Annotated in this window: 22 protein-coding genes; 17 read left to right on the forward strand and 5 right to left on the reverse strand. The window is 74.6% G+C overall.

Going from position 1 to position 23208, the window contains the following annotated elements:
- The first annotated feature begins 69 nt into the window (after window positions 1-69).
- From ACQZ2A_RS06725 to ACQZ2A_RS06745, 5 genes are all read left to right on the forward strand, one after another.
- Window positions 70-489: a hypothetical protein gene (locus tag ACQZ2A_RS06725; protein WP_430208684.1), complete on the forward strand. Its 420-nt coding sequence runs from the start codon at window positions 70-72 to the stop codon at window positions 487-489.
- 5 nt (window positions 490-494) lie between these two features.
- Window positions 495-686, forward strand: a complete 192-nt coding sequence (locus tag ACQZ2A_RS06730; protein ID WP_430208686.1) for a helix-turn-helix transcriptional regulator — start codon at window positions 495-497, stop codon at window positions 684-686.
- A gap of 122 nt (window positions 687-808) precedes the next feature.
- On the forward strand, window positions 809-2008 hold the full coding sequence (locus tag ACQZ2A_RS06735; RefSeq protein WP_430208688.1) for an acetyl-CoA C-acetyltransferase: 1200 nt from the start codon (window positions 809-811) through the stop codon (window positions 2006-2008).
- 5 nt (window positions 2009-2013) lie between these two features.
- Window positions 2014-2973, forward strand: a complete 960-nt coding sequence (gene meaB / locus ACQZ2A_RS06740) for a methylmalonyl Co-A mutase-associated GTPase MeaB (RefSeq protein WP_430209147.1) — start codon at window positions 2014-2016, stop codon at window positions 2971-2973.
- A 31-nt stretch (window positions 2974-3004) separates the two neighbouring features.
- Window positions 3005-3574 carry a GNAT family N-acetyltransferase gene (locus ACQZ2A_RS06745; RefSeq protein WP_430208691.1) on the forward strand — a complete coding sequence of 190 codons (570 nt, stop codon included), beginning with the start codon at window positions 3005-3007 and terminating at the stop codon, window positions 3572-3574.
- Here the strand turns inward: ACQZ2A_RS06745 and ACQZ2A_RS06750 are convergent.
- Together ACQZ2A_RS06750 and ACQZ2A_RS06755 are read right to left on the reverse strand one after the other, a co-directional pair.
- On the reverse strand, window positions 3571-6102 hold the full coding sequence (locus tag ACQZ2A_RS06750) for a glycoside hydrolase family 65 protein (RefSeq protein WP_430208693.1): 2532 nt from the start codon (window positions 6100-6102) through the stop codon (window positions 3571-3573). The genes ACQZ2A_RS06745 and ACQZ2A_RS06750 overlap by 4 nt on opposite strands.
- Complete coding sequence (locus ACQZ2A_RS06755) at window positions 6102-6857, reverse strand: HAD family hydrolase (RefSeq protein WP_430208696.1); 756 nt, start codon at window positions 6855-6857, stop codon at window positions 6102-6104. The genes ACQZ2A_RS06750 and ACQZ2A_RS06755 overlap by 1 nt, the downstream gene beginning before the upstream one ends.
- A gap of 73 nt (window positions 6858-6930) precedes the next feature.
- Here ACQZ2A_RS06755 and ACQZ2A_RS06760 point away from each other — a divergent pair, with 73 nt between their 5' ends.
- The 8 genes from ACQZ2A_RS06760 to ACQZ2A_RS06795 all read left to right on the forward strand — a co-directional run bounded on the left by ACQZ2A_RS06760 (window position 6931) and on the right by ACQZ2A_RS06795 (window position 13811).
- Window positions 6931-7446, forward strand: coding sequence for a MarR family winged helix-turn-helix transcriptional regulator (locus ACQZ2A_RS06760; protein WP_430208699.1), 516 nt, complete (start codon window positions 6931-6933; stop codon window positions 7444-7446).
- 103 nt (window positions 7447-7549) lie between these two features.
- Window positions 7550-8209 carry a hypothetical protein gene (locus ACQZ2A_RS06765; RefSeq protein WP_430208702.1) on the forward strand — a complete coding sequence of 220 codons (660 nt, stop codon included), beginning with the start codon at window positions 7550-7552 and terminating at the stop codon, window positions 8207-8209.
- The gene (locus tag ACQZ2A_RS06770; protein WP_430208705.1) at window positions 8206-9210 is read left to right on the forward strand and encodes a hypothetical protein; all 1005 of its coding nucleotides are present in this window, start codon (window positions 8206-8208) and stop codon (window positions 9208-9210) included. Before ACQZ2A_RS06765 ends, ACQZ2A_RS06770 begins: the two co-directional genes overlap by 4 nt.
- 43 nt (window positions 9211-9253) lie before the next feature.
- On the forward strand, window positions 9254-10240 hold the full coding sequence (locus ACQZ2A_RS06775) for a co-chaperone YbbN (RefSeq protein ID WP_430208707.1): 987 nt from the start codon (window positions 9254-9256) through the stop codon (window positions 10238-10240).
- A gap of 2 nt (window positions 10241-10242) precedes the next feature.
- Window positions 10243-11301: an alpha/beta hydrolase-fold protein gene (locus ACQZ2A_RS06780; RefSeq protein ID WP_430208710.1), complete on the forward strand. Its 1059-nt coding sequence runs from the start codon at window positions 10243-10245 to the stop codon at window positions 11299-11301.
- 22 nt (window positions 11302-11323) lie between these two features.
- Entirely contained in the window at window positions 11324-12070 is a 747-nt protein-coding gene (locus ACQZ2A_RS06785; RefSeq protein ID WP_430208714.1) for an esterase family protein, read from the forward strand.
- Window positions 12071-12084: 14 nt separating this feature from the next.
- Window positions 12085-13353, forward strand: a complete 1269-nt coding sequence (locus ACQZ2A_RS06790; protein ID WP_430208717.1) for an ATP-grasp domain-containing protein — start codon at window positions 12085-12087, stop codon at window positions 13351-13353.
- 2 nt (window positions 13354-13355) lie between these two features.
- Window positions 13356-13811 carry a hypothetical protein gene (locus ACQZ2A_RS06795; protein ID WP_430208720.1) on the forward strand — a complete coding sequence of 152 codons (456 nt, stop codon included), beginning with the start codon at window positions 13356-13358 and terminating at the stop codon, window positions 13809-13811.
- Between the two features lie 3 nt (window positions 13812-13814).
- Here ACQZ2A_RS06795 and ACQZ2A_RS06800 read toward each other — a convergent pair whose 3' ends face one another.
- Complete coding sequence (locus ACQZ2A_RS06800) at window positions 13815-14738, reverse strand: SDR family oxidoreductase (protein ID WP_430208723.1); 924 nt, start codon at window positions 14736-14738, stop codon at window positions 13815-13817.
- Between the two features lie 213 nt (window positions 14739-14951).
- On the opposite strand from ACQZ2A_RS06800, the gene ACQZ2A_RS06805 reads away from it, so the two are divergent.
- Entirely contained in the window at window positions 14952-15686 is a 735-nt protein-coding gene (locus ACQZ2A_RS06805) for a hemerythrin domain-containing protein (RefSeq protein ID WP_430208725.1), read from the forward strand.
- 10 nt (window positions 15687-15696) lie between these two features.
- On the opposite strand, the gene ACQZ2A_RS06810 is transcribed toward ACQZ2A_RS06805, so the two are convergent.
- Window positions 15697-19110 (reverse strand): BTAD domain-containing putative transcriptional regulator, encoded by a 3414-nt coding sequence (locus ACQZ2A_RS06810; protein WP_430208727.1) that lies wholly within the window; start codon window positions 19108-19110, stop codon window positions 15697-15699.
- A gap of 133 nt (window positions 19111-19243) precedes the next feature.
- Between ACQZ2A_RS06810 and ACQZ2A_RS06815 the strand changes: the two genes are divergently transcribed.
- The gene (locus tag ACQZ2A_RS06815; protein WP_430208730.1) at window positions 19244-19933 is read left to right on the forward strand and encodes a hypothetical protein; all 690 of its coding nucleotides are present in this window, start codon (window positions 19244-19246) and stop codon (window positions 19931-19933) included.
- On the opposite strand, the gene pgm is transcribed toward ACQZ2A_RS06815, so the two are convergent.
- Window positions 19846-21510 (reverse strand): phosphoglucomutase (alpha-D-glucose-1,6-bisphosphate-dependent), encoded by a 1665-nt coding sequence (pgm, locus tag ACQZ2A_RS06820; RefSeq protein WP_430208732.1) that lies wholly within the window; start codon window positions 21508-21510, stop codon window positions 19846-19848. The genes ACQZ2A_RS06815 and pgm overlap by 88 nt on opposite strands.
- Before the next feature lie 116 nt (window positions 21511-21626).
- On the opposite strand from pgm, the gene sqr reads away from it, so the two are divergent.
- Both sqr and ACQZ2A_RS06830 read left to right on the forward strand, forming a co-directional pair.
- Window positions 21627-22868 carry a type III sulfide quinone reductase, selenoprotein subtype gene (gene sqr, locus ACQZ2A_RS06825; RefSeq protein ID WP_430208735.1) on the forward strand — a complete coding sequence of 414 codons (1242 nt, stop codon included), beginning with the start codon at window positions 21627-21629 and terminating at the stop codon, window positions 22866-22868.
- Between the two features lie 25 nt (window positions 22869-22893).
- Window positions 22894-23208 (forward strand): TusE/DsrC/DsvC family sulfur relay protein, encoded by a 315-nt coding sequence (locus ACQZ2A_RS06830; RefSeq protein WP_430208738.1) that lies wholly within the window; start codon window positions 22894-22896, stop codon window positions 23206-23208.

Below are 23208 nucleotides of genomic sequence, written 5' to 3' on the forward strand. Positions count from 1 at the left end.
GGACGCTTGACGTCGGTCACGATGTCAAGCTACCTTCACGTCAAGCATCCTTGACACACGGAGGTCACCATGGACGTCACCGCAACCCGGCGCTGGCTGCCGGCCACGCTCCTCGGCCTCGCGGTCGCGCTCGCCTTCGCGGGGCTCGTCGTCTCGCGGCGCCCGGACTGGCCGGCGGCGGTGGGGCTCACCGTGTTCACCCTGACGACCTGGCCGGTGGTCACCGTCGGTCTCCAGATGCTCTGGTTCGACCGCGCCCGCACCGACCGCGAGGTCGCGCAGGGCGAGATGAGCGTCGAGCGCACGTGGTTCCAGGAGGCGGCGGCGACGGCGTTCGTCACGTTGATCGGCGGGCTGCTGTTCCTCGACGGCGTCGGCGATGCGCTCGACGTGGGGTGGATGTCGCCCGTCGGCCTGCCGCACGCCCTCGTGCTCGGCCTCGGCACCTTCGGCCTCTCCTACCTCTGGCTGCGCGCCCGGGGCCGGTGACCGGGATGGAGAACCACGTCGCCGAGCTGCGGGCCGGGCTGGGGCTGTCCCAGGCCGCCCTCGCGGAGCGGCTCGGTGTCTCGCGCCAGACCGTGATCTCCATCGAGCGCGGCCGCTTCGACCCCTCGCTGCCGCTCGCCTTCCGCATCGCCCGGACCTTCGAACGCTCCATCGAGGACGTCTTCGTCCCTGAGTGAGAGTCCCGGGGCGCCGTCCGGGCGCGGGTGGTGAGCGTCACCGTCCGGCGGGGTCGGCAGGCCCCGGGATGGCGGTCTAGCATCGAGGCGATCCCCCACGTCCCAGACCCGGAGGCCCCCGCATGTCCACCGACCCGACCGTCATCGTCGCCGGCGCCCGCACCCCGATGGGGCGGATGAGCGGCTCGCTCAAGGGCTTCAGCGGCTCCGACCTCGGCGGCCTCGCCATCCAGGGTGCCCTCGAGAAGTCCGGCGTCAGCCCCGACGCCGTGGACTACGTGATCATGGGCCAGGTGCTCACCGCCGGCGAGGGTCAGATCCCCGCGCGGCAGGCGGCCACCAAGGGCGGCATCCCGATGTCGGTGCCGGCGCTGACCATCAACAAGGTCTGCCTCTCCGGCATCGACGCCGTCGCCCTCGCCGACCAGCTGATCCGCGCCGGCGAGTTCGAGGTCGTCGTCGCCGGCGGCCAGGAGTCGATGACCAACGCCCCGCACCTGCTCGAGAAGAGCCGCGACGGCTTCAAGTACGGCGACGTGACCATGCACGACCACATGGCCCAGGACGGCCTGTGGGACGCCTTCACCGACCAGGCGATGGGCCTGCTCACCGAGTCCGCCAACACCGGCGACCTCGCCTTCACCCGCGAGGAGCAGGACGCCTTCGCGGCGCGCAGCCACCAGCTCGCCGCGCGCGCCTGGAAGGACGGCCTCTTCGACGACGAGGTGCTCACCGTCTCCATCCCGCAGCGCAAGGGCGACCCGATCGAGTTCCGCACCGACGAGGGCATCCGCGCCGACACCACCACCGAGTCGCTCGGCCGGCTGCGCCCGGCCTTCAGCAAGGACGGCACCATCACCGCCGGCTCGGCCTCGCAGATCTCCGACGGCGCCTGCGCGGTCGTCGTCATGAAGAAGGCCAAGGCCGAGGAGCTCGGCCTCGAGTGGCTCGCCGAGATCGGCGCGCACGGCGTCGTCGCCGGCCCGGACTCCACCCTCCAGAGCCAGCCGGCCCGCGCCATCGCGAAGGCCTGTGAGCGAGAGGGCATCTCGCCGACCGACCTCGACCTCGTCGAGATCAACGAGGCCTTCGCCGCCGTCGGTCTGGCCTCGGCCAAGGAGCTCGGGCTCGACGAGGACAAGGTGAACGTCAACGGCGGCGCCATCGCCCTCGGCCACCCCATCGGGATGTCCGGCGCGCGCATCGCCCTCCACCTCGCGCTCGAGCTGAAGCGTCGCGGCGGCGGTGTCGGTGCGGCCGCCCTCTGCGGCGGTGGCGGCCAGGGCGACGCGCTCGTCGTCAAGGTCCCGGCGCAGGGCTGACCACGCTGGCCACGGCCCGCGACGTCGACGTCCCCTCCCTCGTCTCCGCGGCGCGGGAGGGGAACCCGCGTGCCGTCGCCCGGCTGATCTCGCTCGTCGAGGACGCCCACCCCGCGCTGCGCGAGGTGATGGCCGCGCTCGCCCCGGCCACCGGCCGGGCGCACGTCGTCGGCCTCACCGGTGCCCCGGGCGTCGGCAAGTCGACGACCACCAACGCGCTCGTCGCCGCGTACCGGGCACGGGGGCAGCGGGTGGGCGTGCTCGCGGTCGACCCCTCGTCCCCGTTCTCCGGCGGCGCCCTCCTCGGCGACCGGATCCGGATGTCCGAGCACGCCGCCGACCCCGAGGTCTTCATCCGCTCGATGGCCTCGCGCGGCCACCTCGGCGGCCTGTCGTGGGCGGCGCCGCAGGCCCTTCGCGTGCTCGACGCCGCCGGCTGCGACGTCGTCCTGCTCGAGACGGTCGGGGTGGGGCAGAGCGAGGTCGAGGTCGCTCGGGCCGCCGACACCACGGTCGTGCTCGTGGCGCCGGGGATGGGCGACGGCATCCAGGCCGCCAAGGCCGGCATCCTCGAGGTGGCCGACGTGCTGGCGGTCAACAAGGCCGACCGCGCCGATGCTGCGCGCACCACGCGCGACCTGCGGCACATGGTCGCGATGGCCGAGCGGGACGAGCAGGGGTGGCGCACACCGGTGGTCCGCATGGTCGCCACCTCCGGCGAGGGTGTGACCGACCTCGTCGAGGCGGTCGACGAGCACCGGGTGGCGCTCGGTCCCGAGGGGCTGCGCGCTCGACGCCGGCGCCGGGCCGCCGGTGAGGTCGAGGCGCTCGCCCTCGAGGCGCTGCGGGCGCGCGTCGCCGCGCTGCCGGGCGAGCACCGGCTGGACGCGCTCGCCGCCGAGGTGGTCGACGGCCGCACCGACCCGTGGGCCGCGGCCGACCGCCTGGTCGCCGAACTGGGTTGAGCGCGAGGAGGGGCCGTGGTCGGATGACCGCATGCCCACCGTCGACCTCGCCCGCAAGCCCGTGCTCGAGGGCCGGCTCGTGCGGCTGCGCCCCTTCTCCGTGGACGACGTGCCCGCGATGGCCGAGATCCTCTCCGACCCCGAGGTGCGCCGGCTGACCGGCAGCGTGGAGAGCACGGCGGAGGCGGAGGAGCCGGAGCCGGTCGACGAGCGCCTCACGAGCTGGTACGCCACGCGGGCCGAGCAGCCGGACCGGCTCGACCTGGCCGTCGTCGACCTCGCGACGGGACGGGTGGTGGGCGAGGTGGTCCTCAACGAGCTGGACGCCGACGCCCGCACGGCGAACCTCCGGTGCCTCGTCGGGCCGGAGGGGCGCGGCCGGGGCCTCGGCACCGAGGCGCTGCGCCTGCTCTGCGAGCACGCCCTCGGCCCCGCCGGGCTGCGGCGGCTGACCCTCGAGGTGTTCGAGTTCAACCCCCGCGCGCTGCACGTCTACGAGACGCTCGGGTTCGTCGAGACGGGCCGCCGCCCGGACGCCCTCGTCTTCGACGGGGTGTCGGTGGGGGCGGTCGACATGGAGCTGACGGCGCCGACCGGCTAGCGCGGTTCGGGTAGCTCGAGGAGCTCCATCTCGTCGAACGGGATCGGGTCGGGCACACCGGCGGTGATGGTGCTGCCGTCGGCCCGGGTGCCGCCGATGTGCGGCTTCGGGCCGAGCGTGCCGTCGAGCCGGGGGCCCTGGCCGTCGAGCGGGCGAACCACCGCGGCGCCGGGGGCGACGACCACGGTCGCGCCGCGCACGTCGAGCGTCACGGGACCGTCGCCCTCCTCGACCACGAGCTCGATCTCGGTGGGGCGCACCGAGACCCGGATGCGGGTGCCGCGCCACGTGAGCCGGAAGGTGAGCGACGTCCAGCCGGTGGGGAGGCGCGGGTCGAGGTGCAGGCCGCCGTCGTGGTCGCGCATCCCGCCGAAGCCGCCGACGAGCGCCGCCCACACCCCGCCGGCCGACGCGACGTGCAGGCCGTCGACGGTGTTGCCGTGGAGGTTCGCGAGGTCCACGTACAGGGCGCGGCAGAAGTACTCGTAGGCGACGTCGCGGTACCCGACCTCGGCCGCGACGACGGACTGCACGACCGCCGACAGCGTGGAGTCGCCCGTGGTGATCGGGTCGTAGTACTCGAAGTCGGCGCGCTTCTCGGCGGCGCTGAACCGGTGCCCCTGCAGGTAGAGGGCGAGGACCACGTCGGCCTGCTTGAGCACCTGGAAGCGGTAGATCACGAGGGGGTGGTAGTGCAGCAGCAGGGGGCGCACCTCCATCGGGGTGCGGCTGAGGTCCCACACCTCGCGGTCGAGGAAGAAGTCGTCCTGCGGGTGGATGCCGAGCCCCTCGTCGAACGGGATGTGCATCCCGGCCGCGCACGCCCGCCACTCGGTGACCTCGTCGTCGGTGACCTCGAGGGTGCGGGCGAGGCGGGCCCACTCGTCGGGGTGCTCGTCGCGCACGCGCTCGGCGGCCAGCGCGGCCTGCTCGAGGGTGAAGCGGGCCATCACGTTGGTGAAGAGGTTGTTGTTGACGACGGTCGTGTACTCGTCGGGGCCGGTGACGCCGTGGATGTGGAAGCTCGGCGAGCCGTTGCTGCGCCAGAAGCCGAGGTCGGCGTAGAAGCGGGCGGTCTCGACGAGCATCGCGAGCCCGTCGCGCAGGAGGAAGCCGGTGTCACCGGTGGCCGCCAGGTACTTCACGAGGGCGTGCGCGACGTCGGCGTCGATGTGCACCTGCGCCGTGCCCGCCGCGTAGTAGGCCGACGCCTCCTCGCCGTTGATGGTGCGCCACGGGAAGAGCGCGCCGCGCTGGGACATCTCGCGCGCACGGTCGCGGGCGGCGGGCAGCATCCGGCTGCGGAACAGCAGCAGGTTCCGGGCGAGCTGGGGCTGGGTGTAGGTGAGGAACGGCGCGACGTAGACCTCGCTGTCCCAGAAGTAGTGACCCTCGTACCCCGAGCCGGTCACGCCCTTGGCGGGCACGCCGTCGCGGTCGGCGCGCGAGCTGGCCTGGGCCAGGGTGAACAGGTTGAAGCGCACCGCCTGCTGCACCGCGTCCGCGTGCTCGTCGCCGGTCTCCGTCTCGACGTCGCTGCGGGCCCAGAAGCGGTCGAACCAGGCGCGCTGGCCCGCGTGTAGCGCGGCGACGGGATGACGGCCGGCGCGGTCGAGGGTCCGCTCGCACCGGTCGAGCAGCTCGCGCACCGGCAGGCTGCGCGAGGTGTGGATGGCGACCCGCTTCTCGATGCGGATCGTGTGGCCCTCGCGCGCCTCGACGCGGTAGACGGTCTTGGCGAGGTCGTCGTCGGCCCGCACCACGACCTCGTGGGGGTCGGCGATCTCGACGCGGTGGTCGGCGGCGACGGTGACCGTCATCCCCGAGTTCGCGCACTGGTGGCCGAGGACGAGCCGGTCCTCGTCGGCGGTGTGCAGCCGGGGGAGCAGGACCCGGCCCTCGAAGGCGCCCGCCTTGCGCGGGTCGGCCAGCGCCACGCGGCTGGCCGCCGGCTCGTGGTACTCGTCCTCGCCGTCCTGGCGGTTGAGCAGCTGGGAGGAGACGACGACCGGCGCGTCGCCGGACACCATCGTCACCTCGAGGGTGAGCAGCGCGAGGTGCCGCTCGGTCATCGAGACCATCCGCGTCGACTCCACGCGGACCCGCTTGCCCGACGGCGTGCGCCACAGGAGCGAGCGGCGCAGGATGCCGTCGCGCAGGTCGAGGCTGCGCTCGTAATCCTCGAGGTCGGCCTGCCCGACCACGAGCGGCTCGTCGTCGACGTAGACCTTCATCAGCTTGGCGTCGGGGACGTTGACGATCGTCTGGCCGGTGCGAGCGAACCCGTAGGCGCCCTCGGCGTGCCGGATGGGCCAGGTCTCGTGGAAGCCGTTGACGTAGGTGCCGTGCTCGTGGACCTCGCGCCCCTCCTCGGGGTTGCCGCGCATCCCGATGTAGCCGTTGGCCACCGCGAAGAGCGTCTCGCTGACACCGAGCTCGTCGAGGTCGGGCGTGCGCTCGACGAGGCGCCAGGGGTCGGCGGGGAAGCGGGTGCGGTCGACCGGGTCCGGGCCGACCGTGCCGGCCATCACGCGAGGTCCCCGAGGTCCGGGACGACCAGGTGCGCGCCGGCGGCGGTCAGCGCCGCCTCGCCCGCGCCGCGGTCGACACCGACGACGAGCCCGAACGCACCCGCCGCGCCGGCGCGCACGCCGGAGACGGCGTCCTCGACGACGACGGCCTCGCCCGGGGCGGCGCCGCACTCGCGCGCGGCGTGGAGGAAGGTGTCGGGGGCGGGCTTGCCCGGCAGCCCGAGCGCGGCCGCGACCCGGCCGTCGACCACGGTGACGAACCGGTCGGTGAGCCCGGCCGCGTCGAGGACGGCGGGCGCGTTGGCCGAGGACGACACGACGGCCAGCGGGACCCCGAGGTCGCGCAGGTGGTCGAGCAGGGCGACCGAGCCCGGGTAGGGGCGCACGCCGTCGCGCTCGAGCACGGTGGTGAACGCCTCGTTCTTGCGGTTCCCGAGGCCGCAGACGGTCTCGGCGTCCGGCGGGTCCGCGGGGGACCCCTGCGGCAGCGTGATGCCCCGTGCGGCCAGCAGGTCGGCGACGCCCTCGTACCGGGGCTTGCCGTCGACGTGCGCGAAGTAGTCGGCGTCGGTGTACGGCGAGGTGTCAGCGTGCTCGAAACCGGTTCTGCCGGTGTCGATCCCGGAGAAGAAGGCGCCGAACATCTCGGCCCAGGCCGCCATGTGCACCTCGGCGGTGGGGGTGAGCACACCGTCGAGGTCGAAGAGCACGGCGGCGTGCGAGCGCCAGGCCACGTTTCTCGAGCCGTTCATCCGACCCACGCTAGGGACTGTGGGGCCGAGACACCGAATCAGCCACGCCGGAGCACGCAGTAGCGTCTAGGCCGTGAGCGAGCCGGTCCGCCTCCCCTTCGACCCCATCGAACGGGCGCGCGAGCTGTGGGTCCGGCGGTGGGGCGAGGACTCCCGGGCGGGGTCGATGGCCACCGCCACCTCCGTCATGCGCGTCCAGCAGCTGCTGCTCGCCCGCTTCGACGCCATCGCCGGACGGCACGGCCTGACCTTCGCGCGCTACGAGTGCCTCGTGCTCCTCGCCTTCAGCCGCGAGGGCCGGCTCTCGATGTCGCGGATCGGCGAGCGGCTCATGGTGCACCCGACGAGCGCGACGAACATCGTCCAGCGGCTCGTCGCGCAGGGGCTCGTCGAGCGCGTCCCGAACCCGGCCGACCGGCGCGGCGCGTTCGCCGTGGTCACCGACGCCGGCCGGGAGGCGATGGAGGCCGTGACCGCCGACCTCGAGGCCGCCGACTTCGGTCTCGGCATGCTCGACGCGCAGCAGCACGACGTCCTGTTCTCCCTGTTGCGGGAGGTGCGCGTGGGGGCGCGCGACTTCACTCCCTGAGCGGCGGGATTTGTCCGGGCCCCCGGGCGTTTGTCATCGTGGAGGGTACGTCGCACCCCCGGACCTCGCCTCCGGGAGCCCCGGACCGAAGGACCCAGACCCCATGCCCAAGCTCCTCACGCGCGTCGCCGGTGCGCTGCTGGCCCTCCTCGGGCTCGCGCTCACCGTGCTCGGCGTGTGGTTCGCGACCCGCCTCGGCGGGTCGGGGACGGCCGAGTTCACCGCCCGCCCGACGGCCGGCAAGCCCGTCGTCATCCCGCCCGACGTGCTCAACCGCGTCGATGCCGACGTCGTCGTCACCGCACGGCCGAGCACCGGCGGCAGCGTGTGGATGGCGCTGGCCAACCCCTCCGACGCCCGCGACGTCCTCGGCGACGCCCAGCGCGTCGAGGTGACCGGCGTCTCGGTCCGTGACTGGGCCCTCACCACCAGCAGCCGCGGCTCCGGCCCGGCGCCGACCCTCGGCACCGCGGACCTGTGGCGGCTCCAGGACGACGCCGAGGGCCCCGTCACCCTCACCGTCGAGCAGGCCGACGCGCCGGAGACGCTCGTCATCGCCGCCGACGACGGGTCGGTCGCGTCCGTGACGCTGCGCGTCGTCGACAAGACGTGGTTCGTCGAGTCCGTCGTCGCCGCGCTCGTCGGCCTCTTCCTCCTCGCGGCCGGCGCCGTGCTCCTCTGGCCCCGCCGCCCGCACCACACCACCACCGAGTCCCCGACCACCGAGCACCCGACCACCGAGCACCAGGAGGTCGCTCCGTGACCCGCCCCACCCGACGTGTCCTCGCCGCTACCGCGGCCGCCCTCGCCCTCACCACCTCCGCGTGCGGCACGACCGACGCCCTCGTCGGCCTGCACCCGGCCCCCTCCGAGAAGGCCGTCGCGGCGCCCCTCGACGCCGAGGGTGCCACCGCCATCGCGAGCCGGCTGCTCGCGGGCGCGCAGGCCGCCGCCACCACGAAGGGCGAGAAGGGCAAGGCCGCCCGTGCCGCCGTGATGTCGGGCGACGCCCTGACCTTCGCCGACGCCGCGGCCGCCCGGAGCGCCGCCGGCGGAACCGAGAGCGCCCTCGCGAAGGAGCCGAGGCCCACGGTGCTCGCGCAGTCCCGCGGCCGGGAGTGGCCGCGGGCCATCCTCGCCACCACGCTGGACGAGGCGACCAGCACCCAGTACCTCCACGTCATGGTGTCCGGCTCGCCGGACGCGCCGTTCCGCATCACCTCCTCGGTCCCGATGCTGGCCGGGGCCGAGCTGCCCGGCCTCGGGTCGCAGGAGACCGGGGCGCCCTTCGTGAAGGTCGCCGACGGCGAGGGCCTCGCGATGACCCCCGAGAAGGCCTTCGGCGCCTACGCGGCCGGGCTGGCCCGCCCGGCCCCGAAGAAGGCGCCGGCCGGTGTCTCGGTCGACGACCCGTTCGGCACGGCGCTGGGCCAGTCCGCGGCCGTCCAGACCAAGGCCCTGGGCAAGCTCGCGACCTTCACCCAGAAGCACACCCCGACGCTCAAGAGCGCCGTCGCCTTCCGGCTCGCCGACGGCGGCGTCGTGGCCTTCGGGATGATGAGCCGCGCCGACACGATCGCCGTGCGTGCCGGTGCCAAGGAGCTCGTGCTGCCCAAGCGCTACGCGAGCCTCGTCGGCGAGAGCAAGGTCCAGAAGTCGATGACGCTGACCAGCCTCGAGCCGGTGGCGCTCGTCGTGCCCGCCGACGGCGACGTGAGCGCCATCGCCGCCACCGAGCTGCTCGTGGGCGGCAAGGGATCCTGACCCCCTGCGCGACGCCGCGACCGGACTGCGGGAGAATCCGAGCATGACGCAGACACCCGACCCCGCCGGCACCCGCGGTGCCGTCGACCTCTCCGCCGTCACGGCGATGACGACCCCCGGCGCGGCGACCGCCGGTGCGCCGCCGGCCGCCGCGGCCGGGGCCCCGGGTGCGGGCGCGCCGGCCGCCGTCCCGGAGGGACTGGTCGTCGAGGTCACGCCGGAGAACCTCCAGCAGGCGCTGACCCGCACCGTGCAGGTCGCCGGGCTGCTCGTCCTCTGGTCCTCGGGCCACCCGCAGACCCGCCAGCTCCTCGACACCGTCGCCCGGGTCGCCGCGCGCCAGGACGGCCGGGTGCTGGTGCTCACCGCCGACCTCACCGGCCACCCCGAGCTGCTCCAGGCCTTCCAGCCGCTGCTCGTGCAGGCCTTCGGCCAGGCCACCGTGCCGGCCACCTTCGGCCTGCTCCAGGGCCAGCCGGTGCCACTGTTCCCGGGCGTCGCCGACGAGCAGCAGGTCGGCCAGGCCGTCGAGCAGCTGCTCCAGGCGGCCGTCCAGAACGGCATCACCGGGCGGCTCGACCTCGCGCCGGTGGAGGGTGAGGACGAGGACGAGGAGCTGCCGCCGCTGCACCAGGCGGCCTACGACGCCATCGAGCGCGGCGACCTCGCGGCCGCCGCGACGGCCTACGAGCAGGCGCTCGCCGCGAACGAGAAGGACGAGGACGCCCGGCTCGGGCTGGCCCAGGTGCGGCTGATGCAGCGCACCGAGGGGGTCGACCTCACCGCCGCCCGCGCGGCGGCGGCCGCCGACCCCGCCGACGTCGAGGCCGCCGTCGTCGTGGCCGACCTCGACGTGCTCGGCGGCCATGTCGAGGACGCCTTCGCCCGGCTGCTCGACCTCGTGCGCACCAGTGCGGGGGAGGAGCGCGAGCGCGCCCGGACCCACCTCCTCGAGCTGTTCGCGGTCGTCGGCGCACAGGACGAGCGCGTGCGCAAGGGGCGCACCGCGCTCATGAGCGCCCTCTTCTGAGCGTGCCGCCCGAGCTCGTCGACGGCCGCGTCCGGTTCCGGTACGCGGCCGACGACCCGACCGTCACGGGGGTCGCCCTCGACTGCGACCGTGCCGTCGAGGGTTCCCGCGCCCTGACGCGCGACGACGACGCGCCGGACTGGGCGCTCGACCTGCCGCAGCCCGCCCTGGACCGCGTCGAGTACCGGTACGCCGTGGAGCGGGAGTCCGGGACCGAGGTCGTCCTCGACCCCGACAACCCGTGCACCGTGCCCACCGCGTTCGGGGACCGCTCGGTCCTCGAGCTGCCCGGCTACGAGCGGCCGTGGTGGCTGGACGCGCCGGTCGTCGAGGGGCGGTACACGACGATGGCCCTCGCCGGGGAGACCGCCGACGAGGTGCCGGTCGACGTCTGGTCGCCCGAGGACCTCGCCGACGACGAGCCCGCCCCGCTGCTGCTCGTCCACGACGGCCCCGAGTACGACCGGCTCGCGGCCGTGACCCGGTTCAGTGCGGCGCACGTGGCGGCCGGCTCGCTGCCCCCGCACCGTGTGGCGCTGACCCACCCCGTGCTGCGCGACGCGTGGTACTCGGGCTCCCCGCAGTACCTGCGCACGGTCGCCGACGCGGGGCTGGAGCGCATCGGCGAGCGGTTCGCCGTCGACCGTCCGGTCGTGGTGCTCGGCGCCAGCCTCGGCGGGCTCACCGCGCTGCTCCTCGGGATGATGGCCGCACCACGCGTCGGTGGCGTCGTGGCGCAGTCGGGGTCGTTCTTCCAGGTGCGCCACGACGAGGCCGAGAGCGGGTTCCCGTTCTTCGGCCGGATCTCGCGCTCGGTGCAGGCCGTCCTCGACATGCGGCACGCCGACCACCCCCTCGTCGTCGGGATGACCTGTGGCGCACGGGAGGAGAACGCCGCGAACAACCGCGACATGGCCGCCGCGCTGACCCGCGCCGGCCACGACGTGCGCTACCGCGAGGTCGCCGACCTGCACAACTACACGGCGTGGCGCGACGCCCTCGACCCGACCCTCACCGACGTCCTGCGGACGGTGTGGTCCTCGGAGGGCGCGCCCGGGTGACCCGCCGCTAGGGTCGTGCGGCATGGAGCAGCGCAGCGTCCGGCTCGGGGTGCCCGGTCACGACGCCGACCTCGAGGTCGTGCGGTACGGGCACTGGGGCCGGCCGGTCCTGCTCTTCCCGTCGGAGGCCGGCGCCGCCCGGGACGCCGAGGGCAACGGGATGCTCGACACCGTCGCGCCGCTGGTCGAGGCCGGCCGGATGAGTCTCTTCTGCCTCGACTCCCTCGACGGCTGGAGCTGGTCGGACTCCTCGCTGCCCACCGAGGAGCGCGCCCGTCGGGCCGGCGCCTACACGTCCTGGCTCTCCGAGCGCGTGCTCCCGTGGGTGCAGGGCGAGAGCGGCGGCAGCAGCGACCTCGTGGCCGTCGGGCCCTCGCTCGGGGCGTACCACGCGGTGCACCTGGCCCTGACCCGCGCCGACGTCGTGCCGCTGGCCATCGGCCTCTCCGGCAACTACGACCCCACGACGTGGAACGGCTGGGGCGACCTCGGCGACGCCACGTACTTCGCCAACCCGAGCGCGTACGTCGCGAACGCCGACGGCGACCACCTCGACTGGTTGCGCTCGCGCGTCTCCATCCTGCTCGTCGTGGGGGAGGGGCCGTTCGAGGTCTCACCCACACGCTCCCTGCCCGCCACCCGTGAGTTCGCGGACGTGCTCTCCCGCAAGGGAATCCGCCACGAGCTCGACGTCTGGGGCCACGACAGCGCCCACGACTGGCCCTGGTGGCAGCGCCAGCTCGCCCACCACCTGCCCCGTTTCGTCTGACCGGAAGGACCTCCGTGCCCGCACCGACCGACCACCTCGTGGGGCTGCTCCTCGGCGCCGAGGAGGACTGGCCCACCGCTTTCGAGTCCCTCGCCCGCCGGCTGGGGGTGCTCCGCGCACCCGACGGCACCGAGCACACCCTGACCACCGAGCGGATGACCATCGAGCCGTTCAACCTGCGCGACAAGCCGCGCCACGAGCTGGTCATCGACCGCCTCGCGCACTGGTACTACCACCCGCGCGAGTGGCTCAAGAAGGTCGCGCTGATGGACGACGTCTACCTGCTCAACAGCCCGTTCACGTTCCAGTCGATGGAGAAGCACTCGGCGTACTGCGCGCTGATGCGGCTCGGGTTCGACGTCCCCGAGACCGTGCTCGTGCCGTACAAGAACCCCGTCGACAACGCGCGGTGGGCCTACACGTCGGCGAAATACAACCGCGGCTTCGACCTCGACGAGATCGCCGGCTCGCTCGGGTACCCGCTCTTCATGAAGCCCTTCGACGGCGGCGGCTGGCGCGGGGTGTCGATGGTCCGCGACCCCGAGGACCTGCACCGCTCCTACGACGACTCCGGCGAGATGCTCATGCACCTCCAGGCCTCGGTCCCGGACTTCGAGCACTTCGCGCGGTCGCTCACCATCGGCCCGGAGACGATGGTGATGCGCTTCCGCCCGGACGAGCCGATGCACGACCGGTACTCCGTGGCGCACGGCTTCCTCAGCGACGAGGTCGGACGCGAGGTGGTGACGACGAGCCAGACGGTGAACGCCTTCTTCCGGTGGGAGTTCAACTCCTGCGAGATGCTGGTCAAGGACGGCGTCGTGTACCCCATCGACTACGCGAACGCCTGCCCCGACGTCGCGGTCACGTCGCTGCACTACTACTTCCCGTGGGCGATGTCGGCGCTGCTGCGCTGGACGGCGTTCTGCACCGTCACCGGTCGCAAGCCGCGCACGCAGGTCGACACCGCACCGTGGTTCGCGGTGGCCGACGACGAGGTGCTCGACCACGCCGGGCGGCTCGGCGCCTACCAGGCCCTCGCCGACGACTACTTCGAGACCGAGCGCTACCGGGCCTTCTGCGACACCACGCTCGCCCATGTCGACGAGATGGTCCTCGACTGGATCGGTTCCGACGACTTCCGCCGGCTGCTCACCTCGACGATCCAGCAGACCTACCCGCCCCAGGAGTGGGAGCGGTTCGAGGCCCACTTCGGCGGCCTGCTCGGGCTCTGGCTCTCCGACGAGCAGGCCCGCCTCGCCGCCTCGTCCGTCACCGACTGACGGTGACGCCCTCAGCGAGCGAGCCGGTCGACCCCGTCGCCGAGCGCCGCCGCCAGGCCCGGGAGAACGCCGAGTACCACCACGCGGCCGCCGCCCGCGCCGCCGAGGCCGAGGCGCGGCAGACGGCCCCGATGGTGGCCGCGTTCGCCGAGGCGATGCGCTCGGCCGGGGTCGAGCCGGTCCGGCTGCGGGCCCGCCCCTACAGCGGCGGGGGGAGCCTGCGCACCGACGTCGTCGGCTGGTACGTGCGGCGCGACCAGCGGGCCGGCGTCGGTACCGACGGCCGGTGGTACGTCCTCGTCGTGGCACCCAGCCTGCGCGGGCGGCTGGCCGGCGTCCACGTCGAGCCCGCCGACGCCCCGCTCCAGGTCGGCGCGGGCGGCCGGGACGGTGACTCGGTGGCGCTCGACGTCCTGCTCCGGCTGCGTCTCGAGGCGGGCGCGGACTTCCCCGCCTGAGCGTCAGGGCGTCCGGGCCACCGCGACGCCGTGTTCGGCGGCCACCCGCGCCACGAAGTCGGCGTACGGGGTGGGCGGTCGACCCAGCAGCCGCTCGGTGGTCGCGAGGTCCGAGCGCGACGTCGCCACGGGGAGACCCCGGATGAGGCGCATCGAGGCGAGCCAGTCCTCGAGGCGGTGCCCCGTGACGTGGGCCCGCAGCGCGGCCTCGAGCGCCGCGTCGTCGTCCCCCGCGTAGCGGACCGGCCGGCCGAGCACCGAGGCCCAGGTGGCCGCGCACTCCGGCCCGGTGACCGAGCGCGGCCCGACCACCGGGTAGGTGCCCGCCGGGAACGCCGGGTCGAGCAGGGCGGTGGCGGCGATCTCGCCGAGGTCGCGCAGGTCGACGCGGTTGAGCCCCTTGGGGTGGCACGGGTGGACGAAGGTGCCCTCGCGGACGACGTCGAGGAGGACCTCGTCGTTCTGCATGAAGTTGCTGACGGCGAGCACCACCGGGCGGGTGGCCGAGGTCTGCACCATCCGGGCCACCTCGAGCTTCCCGCGGTAGCGCGGCAGCTTGTGGCCGAAGTAGCGGCGCATGACCCAGGCGAGGAGCGGGTTGCCGGCGATGGCGACGCCGGCGAAGACCATCCGGGCCCCGGCGTCCTCGCAGGCGCGCACGACGGCGGTGCTGAGGGCCACCTCGTCCTCCTCGTGGGGGGAGATGTGGAAGACGGCCCGGATGCCGACGAGCGCGTCCCGCAGGTCCTGCGGGTCGCGCAGGTCGCCGACGCGCACGTCGAGGTCGTCGGTGGCGGCGAGGCGGGAGGGGTCGCGGACGAGCACGCGGGCGCCGGCGCCGCGACGGCGCAGGGCGGCGAGGACCTCGCGGCCCATGAGGCCGGTGCCTCCGAGGACCAGGACGTCGGACGGGGTGATGGTGGGCATCGGAGCTCCTCGGATCGGTGGGGTGGGCCGGCCCTCGCCGGTCCCGTCGCTGCTGACGGGGAGACCCTCGCGCGGCCCGCTTCGGCGCCTCTTGCGTCCGGCTTGGGCCGGACCGGCGCGGCGCAGCGCGCCGGCCCAAGTGGCGGTCAAGCGCCTCCCGTCACGGTGGTCGCAGACGGCCCCCACCGGTGGCCGACCGACCGAGGAGCACCGATGCACCCCGACACCACCGTCCTGCAGCACCCCCGCCAGCTCGACCTGCCCGGCCAGAGCCACGTCGCGGAGGGCCCCCACGACCAGACCGGCATGTACGTGATGCACCACGCCTTCCGCCGCGACCTGGACGCCTTCCGCCGCGCCGTGCCACGGACCCCCACCGGCGACGCGGCCACCTGGAAGGCGCTGGACGCGCGCTGGGCCCGCTTCGCCGCGATCCTGCACCACCACCACACCGCCGAGGACGAGGCGTACTGGCCGCTGCTCGCCGCCGTCGCACAGCGCGGGACCGACGAGGACCGGGCCGAGGTCGCGGCGATGGCCGACGAGCACGCCGGCATCGACCCCGAGCTCGAGGCCTGCGCCGCCGCGTTCGCCGCGGTCCTGGACCACCCGTGCGACGCGCACCGCAACGCGCTCGACCTGCGCGTGGCGGGCCTCCAGGAGCTGCTCCTCGAGCACCTCGAGCACGAGGAGGGCGTCGTCCTCCCGATGCTCCAGCGCATCTGGACCGACGAGGAGTTCGCGGCCGCCGAGAAGGGCGTGCAGGAGTACTACCCGGTCAAGGACGCGCCGTTCATCGTCGCCTGGGCGCTCGACGGCCTGCCCGAGGAGGGGCGCCGGCGGATGGTCGCGCTCGCCGGGCGCGCCTACGGCGTGCTGCACGTCCTGGTGCGCGGCCGCTACGCCCGCCGCGAGCGGATGACCTTCCGCTACGCCGACGCCCCGTGAGTCCCGTGGGTCAGAACCCCACCGCGGCGCGCCGCTCGGCGAGCCAGCCGAGGTAGGTCGTGAGCTCCCACTCCCGGCCCAGGGCCTCGGCACGGGCCGCGGCCCGGGCGGCCTCGTCGGGCTCGCCGAGCACGGCCAGCGCGACGGCCAGGTAGCCGTCGACGGGCCCGAAGCCGATGGAGACCCCGGCCACGACCATCCGCCCGCTCGTGGACCGCAGGGTCGCGAGGGCCTGCCGGGCGGGTGCCGGGTCGCCGGTGAGGGCCGAGATGTCCGCGCGCTCGGCGGCCTCCATCGTCGCGTGCCAGAGGTCCGGGACGGGGGGCAGGGGACTGCGGGTGATGGCCTCTCGCACCTCCTCGATGCGGCCGGCGCGGGCCAGCTGGAAGAGCATCCCGACCTCGAGGAACGGGTCGGGCGTCGCCGCCATGACCTGCCGGAAGGCCTCGGCGACCGCGGGCGTCACCTCGGGGCGCCAGGCCCCGGCGGCGAAGGCGAGGGCGAAGTCCATCGAGTCGTCGGCCGGGGTCGTCACCTCGCCGCGCAGCTCGCGCAGCCGGGCCTCGGTGGCGTCGGCCTCCTCGCGGCGGCCGGCCATGTGCTCGAGTCCGAGGCGGACCAGGCCCAGGGCGAACTCGACGTAGGGCAGCCGGCGGCGCCGGGCCAGGGCCTCGGCCGCGGCGGAGTGCTCGAGCCACCCGTCGCGGTAGCCGGCCTCGACGCAGGCGCCGGCGAGCGCGGCGTTCCCGACGGCCTCGGCGGCCTCGTCCCCGCAGGCCCGGGCCGTCTCGATCTCCTCACGGGCCAGCTCGAGGCGGCGACCGAGGTGGTGGGCGCGCCACAGCGCCATCCACGCCGTGCGGGCCGCCCAGCACCGGAGCTCGGGGTCCCCGACCCGGCGGGCCAGGGCCAGTCCCTCGTCGACGAGCGCCTCCACCTCGGGCTCGTACCCCGGCGCGTAGTAGAGCTGGAGTGCGAGGGCGAGCATGAGGCGGCACCGGGTCGGGTGGTCCTGCGCGCCCGCCGAGCGGAGCACGGTGCGCAGGTCGTCGACGAGGTCCTCGAAGACCTCGCCGTAGGCCTGCGGGAGCCAGATGTTGTAGCGGGAGAGGGCCGCGACGGCCGTGGCGACGCGCTGCGGGTCGTCGGCGTCGCGGGCGAGCCCCACCGCCTCGACGACGGCCTCGACGACCCGGCGCCAGCGGGCGGCGCGGGCCCCGACCTCCGCGTAGGCCAGGAGCAGGTCGTAGCGCTCCTCGGCGGTGGCGGCGGGGTCGAGCGCGTGGCTGTGCAGGGCGTCGGCGAGCAGGGTCGTGGCCTCGACGTTGGCCCAGTCCCGGCGGGCCAGCCCGGCCGCGGCGACGGCGGCGCGCCACGCGGCCGGTGCGTGCACCGGACCCGCGGCCCGCCAGTGCCGCGCGAGCTCGAAGGTCCGTTCCGTCGGGCCGAGGGCCAGCGCCGGGGCCGTCCCCAGGGCCTGCGCGATGCGCGCGTGGACGCGCGAGACCCGGCCGGCGGGCGCGGCGGCGAGCACCGCGTCCCGGCTCAGGGCGTGCTCGAAGGCGACCCGGCCGTCCTCGCGCACGCGGACGATGCCGATGCGCTGGGCCGGCAGGAGGCGCTCGAGCACCACCTCGGGGCTCCACCCGCCGACGTGGGCGAGCAGGGGTGTGGAGGGCTCCCGCCCGAGCGCCGCGCAGACGAGCAGCGCCTCGCGCGTGTCCTCGGGCAGGCCGGCGAGGCGCTCGGCGACCACCGTCGTGACCGAGGAGGGGACGGTGTCGTGCCACCCCCCACCGGCCAGGCCCGTCCGCGCGAGCTCGACGAGGAAGAAGGGGTTGCCGCCGGTGTCGGCGCACCACGTCGCGACGGGGGCGCGGCCGGCGTCCCCGACGAGGTCGTCGACCAGGGCAGCGGCCTGGGCCGGGTCCAGGCCCGCCGGCTCGAGGACGCCGGCGCCGTGCCGCGCGAGGACCGCGCCGAGGTCGAGCAGGGCGCCTGCGGGTTCCGGGTGGCGACGGCGGGTCAGAACCAGGGCGACCCGGTCCCCGGGGCCGAGAGCGGTGACGAGGTGGGCCAGGGCCCGCAGCGTCCGGGTGTCGGCCCAGTGCAGGTCCTCGACGACGAGCAGCAGGGGGTCGCGGCGGGCGCGCTGCCGGACGGCCCGCACGAGCGCCTCCTGCACGGCGAAGGCGCGCTGCGGCGCGTCGACGTCCTCGTCGGGCGTGGGCGCCGCGGCCGGGGGCTCGACCCCCAGCGCCTCGAGCAGCGCGTACCACGGCCAGAGCGGCGGTGCGCCGTCGTCGTGCGAGCACCGGGCCACCGCGCTCGTCGCCCCGAGGCGGCCCGCGACGGCGACGGTGTCGTGCACGAGGCGGGTCTTGCCGATGCCCGGCTCGCCGACGACCACGACCACGCCGGGGCGGCCCGCGACGGCCTCGGCGACCAGCGCCTCGAGGGTCGCGGCCTCGCGCTCGCGGCCGACCGTTCCCCAGGCGGGCGCGGACCGGGGCGCGGCGGCCGGGGCCTCCTCCGGTGCGACGGTGGGCGCGGAGCCGGAGCCGGGGCGGGACCCGGCCCCGGGGGTGTCGGTCGGGGGCTCGACGAGCGTGGACCACAGGGCGGGGTCCTGGCGCAGCAGGGCGCCCTCGAGCGCGCGGACGTCCGGGCCCGGGTCGAGCCCCAGCTCGTCGGAGAGCAGCCGCCGGTGCTCGCGCAGGTCCTCCAGGGCCTCGACCTGGCGACCCGAGCGCAGCAGGGCCAGGGCGCGCAGGCACCGGCTGCGCTCGCGCAACGGGTCCCGCGCCACCGCCTGCTCGCTCGCGGCGACGACGGCCGCGTGCTCGCCGAGGGCGAGGAGGACGACCTGGAGGTCCTCCTGCGCGCCGGCGCGCAGCTCGTCGAGGGAGGCCCGCTCGGCGAGGACGTCCGGGTGGTCGCCGAGGTCGGCGAAGGCGGGCCCCCGCCAGGTGGCGAGGGCCCGCTCGAGGGCGTCGGCGAGGGTGGCCGCCTCTGCCGCCGACGGCCAGGCGGGCGAGCGCCCGGGGCCCAGCTGGGACCACAGGGGCGCCGCGGCCGCGTGCAGCCGGCGCGCCTCGGCGGCGAAGCGCACGGCATCGACCCGCTCCGCGGGCAGCAGCAGCCGGTAGCCGTCGTCGGTGGTGGCGATGGCCGAGGACGCGGTGCGGGGCGCCAGGGCCGGTTCGAAGGCCCGGCGCAGGGTGCTCAGGTACGCGTGGAGGGTGCCGTGCGCCCCCGGGGGCGGGCCGGCGCCCCACACGAGGTCGACGACGCGGTCGGCGCTGACGTCGCGGCCGGGGGCGAGGGCCAGGGCGGCGAGGACGGCGCGCGGCTTGCGCGCGAGCGTGGCCTCGCCCCCGTCGGCCCCGACGGCGACGGTGCTCCCGAGGACTCCCACCTCCACGGGCGTCACCCTAGTGACGACGGCGCGTCCGGCACACCCCTCCGGGGAACTTCGGTGCGCCGGGCGAATCCCAAGGTCAGGCCAAGGACGGGGCCGCACGCTCTGGGAGTTGACACCGATGTCAGGAGCCGCGATGACCACCCCCGAGGACTCGATCGGCTACCGCGGGCCCGACACCGCGCAGTGGGAGGTCACCGAGGTGCCGGGCCGCCGGCGCCGGGTGACGGTGCGGCACCGGCCCCTGGCCGGGCTGCACCCGCAGGACCTCCTGTGGTGGTGGTCGCACGTCGAGGGCACCTGCCTCGTCGACGGGCTGCTGATGACTCGCTTCCGGGCCTGGCACCCGCGCGACCACGTGCTCTGGGAACCGGTGCGGGTCGGGTCGGACGGCCTGCTCGGGCCGGGCTCCCGGGTCCGCGTCGTGGAGGCCTTCGACGCCGACCCCGACCAGCGCGTCGACGTCGTGGAGCGGGTCGAGCGGCTCGACGAGCGGGGGGTCCGCCTCGTGCGGCGACGATTCGGCCTCACGGTGGCCACGGTGCAGCACTCGTGGTCGACAGGGCACCGCGGCACCGAGTGCGTCAGCGTGCTCGAGGTCGGCTCGCCGCTGCCGGGCACCGGCCCGCTCAACCTCGCGATGACCCGCCGCGCGCTCCCGGTGTCGGTGTGCCGGGCGTGGGTCCGGCACACCGTCGAGGAGACGGGTCGGCTCGAGTGCCTCGTGCCGGCGGCCCGTCAGGCCTCCAGCGCCGCCGACACCACGTCGCGCGCCTCCGCCTGCACCTGCGCGAGGTGCTCGGGCCCCCGGAAGGACTCGGCGTAGATCTTGTAGACGTCCTCGGTGCCGCTCGGGCGGGCCGCGAACCACGCCGACTCGGTGACCACCTTGAGCCCGCCGATGGCCGCGCCGTTGCCGGGGGCCTCGGTGAGCTTCGCCGTGATCGGCTCTCCCGCAAGGCTCTCCGCGGCGACGTCGCCGGGGGAGAGGGCCGCGAGCTTCGCCTTCTGCGCGCGGTCCGCGGGGGCGTCGATGCGGGCGTAGGCTGGCTCGCCGTGCCGGGTCACGAGGTCGGCGTAGTGCTCGCTCGGGGTCCGCCCCGTGGTCGCGATGATCTCGGAGGCCAGGAGGGCGAGCAGGATGCCGTCCTTGTCGGTGGTCCACACCGAGCCGTCGCGACGCAGGAACGACGCGCCCGCCGACTCCTCGCCGCCGAACGGGCCCGAGCCGTCGAGCAGACCGGGGACGAACCACTTGAAGCCGACCGGCACCTCGACCAGCCGGCGCCCCAGGTCGGCCGCGACGCGGTCGATCATCGAGCTCGAGACGAGGGTCTTGCCGACGAACCCGTCTGCGCGCCAGTCGGGTCGGGCGCCGCCGTAGAGGTACTGGATGGCCACGGCCAGGTAGTGGTTGGGGTTCATCAGCCCGGCGTCCGGGGTGACGATGCCGTGCCGGTCGCTGTCGGCGTCGTTGCCCGTCGCGACGTCGTACTCGTCGCGCCGCTCGATGAGCGAGGCCATCGCCGAGGGGGAGGAGCAGTCCATCCGGATCTTGCCGTCCCAGTCGAGGGTCATGAACCGCCACGTGGCGTCGACGAGCGGGTTGACGACCGTGAGGTCGAGGCGGTGCCGCTCGGCGATCGCGCCCCAGTAGTCGACCGCCGCGCCGCCGAGCGGGTCGGCGCCGATGCGCACCCCGGCCTCGCGGACCGCGTCGAGGTCGAGGACGTTCGGCAGGTCCTCGACGTAGTCGCCCATGAAGTCGTGGGAGTGCGCCGCCGCCCGGGCACGCGTGAAGGGAATGCGCCGTACGCCCTCCAGGCCGGCGCGCAGGTAGCCGTTGGCCGCCGCGGCGATGACCTTGGTGGCATCGGAGTCGGCCGGACCGCCGTGCGGCGGGTTGTACTTGAAGCCGCCGTCGCTCGGCGGGTTGTGCGAGGGGGTCACGACGATGCCGTCGGCGAGGCCGCGACCGGCCGGCATGTCGTCGACGCCAGAGACCTTGCCGCGGTTGGCCACGAGGATCGCGTGCGAGACGGCCGGCGTGGGGGTGTACCGGTCGGCGGCGTCCACGAGCACCGTCACGTCGTTGGCGACGAGCACCTCGAGGGCGCTGGCCCACGCCGGCTCGGAGAGGCCGTGGGTGTCGCGGCCGATGAACAGCGGTCCGTCGTAGCCCTGTTCGCGGCGGTAGTCGCAGATCGCCTGGGTGGTGGCGAGGATGTGGGCCTCGTTGAACGAGGTGCGCAGGCTCGAGCCGCGGTGGCCCGAGGTGCCGAACGCGACCTGCTGGTCGACGTCCTCGGGGTCCGGCTCGCGCGTGTAGTAGGCGGTGACGAGGGCGGCGACGTCGACGAGGTCGGAGGGCTGGGCCAGCTGTCCGGCGCGCGGGGAGCTCATGCCCTCGATCCTCGCAGAGCCAAAGGGGGCGGGGACAGCGTCGGTGTCCGCGAGATCACACGGGGAACATGCCCCAGGGGGTACAAAACGTCTACGACACGGAGTAGTACTGAAGCATGGGTACGCCACGGAAGCTGGTCGTCCTCGGGGCCGGGACGGCCGGGACGATGATCGTCAACACGCTGCGCAAGCGGCTCCCGCGCGAGGAGTGGTCGATCACCGTCGTCGACCGTGACGACGTCCACGACTACCAGCCCGGGTACCTGTTCCTGCCGTTCGGCACGTACACCCCCCAGCAGGTGCGGCGCCTGCGCAGCCCGCTCGTCCACGACGGCGTCGGGCTCGTCCTGGCCGAGGTCGAGCGGGTCGACACCACGGCCCGCGAGGTCCTCCTGCGGGACGGTCGCCGGCTGGGGTACGACCAGCTCGTCATCGCCTCCGGCACCACCCCCCGCCCCGAGCAGACCGAGGGCACCCTCGGCCCGCAGTGGCACCGGGAGGTCGGTGAGTTCTACACGTTCGAGGGTGCCCTCGCCCTGCGTGACCGGCTCGAGCGGTTCACCGGCGGCCGGCTCGTCGTGCACATCACCGAGCTCCCCATCAAGTGCCCCGTCGCGCCGCTGGAGTTCACCTTCCTCGCCGACGACTGGCTCCGGCAGCGCGGGCTGCGCGAACGCACCGAGCTGGTCTTCGTCACCCCGCTCGACGGTGCCTTCACCAAGCCGGTGGCCAGCCGGACGTTGGGAAGGCTGCTGGAGGAGAGGGACATCCACGTCGAGGCAGACTTCATGGTCGAGCGCATCGACCAGGACCGGAAGGTCCTGGTGTCCTACGACGAGCGCGAGATCGGGTACGACCAGCTCGTCACCGTCCCGGTGAACATGGGCGCGGACTTCGTCGCGGCGTCCGGGCTGGGCGACGAGCTCAACTACGTGCCCGTGGACAAGCACACGTTCCTCGCCACCGGGCACGACGACGTCTTCGCCCTCGGCGACGCGAGCAACATCCCGACGAGCAAGGCGGGGTCGGTCGCGCACTTCTCCGTGGAGGTGTTCTGCGACAACTTCGTCGAGCACGTCGCGGGTCGGCCGATGACGCACCGCTTCGACGGGCACGCGAACTGCTTCGTCGAGTCCGGGCACGGCAAGGCCCTGCTGCTGGACTTCAACTACGACACCGAGCCGCTCACCGGGACGTTCCCGCTGCCGCGCGTGGGGCCGATGACGCTGCTCGGGGAGTCCCGCGCCAACCACCTCGGCAAGCTCGCCTTCCGCCACCTGTACTGGAACGCCCTGCTCCCCGGACGCCCGCTCGGTCTGCCCGCCGAGATGTCGATGGCCGGCAAGAACCCCGCCTGACCCCACCCTGCCGAAAGGACCCACGATGACCACCACGACGATCGCCGGCCACGAGGTCGACGTCAACGAGGAGGGGTTCCTCACCCGCCCCGAGGAGTGGACCGAGGACCTCGCCCCGGAGCTCGCCCACCTCATCGGCCTCGAGCTCTCCGAGGAGCACTGGAGGCTCATCCGGTTCCTGCGCGAGGACCACGCCGCCCAGGGCGAGACCGCGACCCTGCGCCGCGTCTCGACGCAGACGGGGACGCCGGTCAAGACCCTCTTCACCCTGTTCCCCGGCAAGCCGGCCAAGAAGATGGCCTACGTCTCCGGCCTGCCCAAGCCGAAGGGCTGCGTGTGA

Origin of the sequence: Phycicoccus avicenniae (genome assembly GCF_050496545.1) — a bacterium.
In the GTDB taxonomy this organism is placed as follows: domain Bacteria; phylum Actinomycetota; class Actinomycetes; order Actinomycetales; family Dermatophilaceae; genus Phycicoccus; species Phycicoccus avicenniae_A.

Bases quoted from the DNA above. Each gene is read 5' to 3' on its own strand.
- ACQZ2A_RS06815 (WP_430208730.1), top strand. From the start codon at position 19,244: ATGACCACCCCCGAGGACTCGATCGGCTACCGCGGGCCCGACACCGCG.
- ACQZ2A_RS06830 (WP_430208738.1), top strand. From the start codon at position 22,894: ATGACCACCACGACGATCGCCGGCCACGAGGTCGACGTCAACGAGGAG.
- ACQZ2A_RS06785 (WP_430208714.1), top strand. From the start codon at position 11,324: ATGGAGCAGCGCAGCGTCCGGCTCGGGGTGCCCGGTCACGACGCCGAC.
- ACQZ2A_RS06800 (WP_430208723.1), bottom strand. From the start codon at position 14,738: ATGCCCACCATCACCCCGTCCGACGTCCTGGTCCTCGGAGGCACCGGC.
- ACQZ2A_RS06755 (WP_430208696.1), bottom strand. From the start codon at position 6,857: ATGAACGGCTCGAGAAACGTGGCCTGGCGCTCGCACGCCGCCGTGCTC.
- sqr (WP_430208735.1), top strand. From the start codon at position 21,627: ATGGGTACGCCACGGAAGCTGGTCGTCCTCGGGGCCGGGACGGCCGGG.
- ACQZ2A_RS06730 (WP_430208686.1), top strand. From the start codon at position 495: ATGGAGAACCACGTCGCCGAGCTGCGGGCCGGGCTGGGGCTGTCCCAG.
- ACQZ2A_RS06735 (WP_430208688.1), top strand. From the start codon at position 809: ATGTCCACCGACCCGACCGTCATCGTCGCCGGCGCCCGCACCCCGATG.
- ACQZ2A_RS06805 (WP_430208725.1), top strand. From the start codon at position 14,952: ATGCACCCCGACACCACCGTCCTGCAGCACCCCCGCCAGCTCGACCTG.
- ACQZ2A_RS06745 (WP_430208691.1), top strand. From the start codon at position 3,005: ATGCCCACCGTCGACCTCGCCCGCAAGCCCGTGCTCGAGGGCCGGCTC.
- pgm (WP_430208732.1), bottom strand. From the start codon at position 21,510: ATGAGCTCCCCGCGCGCCGGACAGCTGGCCCAGCCCTCCGACCTCGTC.
- ACQZ2A_RS06765 (WP_430208702.1), top strand. From the start codon at position 7,550: ATGCCCAAGCTCCTCACGCGCGTCGCCGGTGCGCTGCTGGCCCTCCTC.
- ACQZ2A_RS06775 (WP_430208707.1), top strand. From the start codon at position 9,254: ATGACGCAGACACCCGACCCCGCCGGCACCCGCGGTGCCGTCGACCTC.
- ACQZ2A_RS06725 (WP_430208684.1), top strand. From the start codon at position 70: ATGGACGTCACCGCAACCCGGCGCTGGCTGCCGGCCACGCTCCTCGGC.
- ACQZ2A_RS06750 (WP_430208693.1), bottom strand. From the start codon at position 6,102: ATGGCCGGCACGGTCGGCCCGGACCCGGTCGACCGCACCCGCTTCCCC.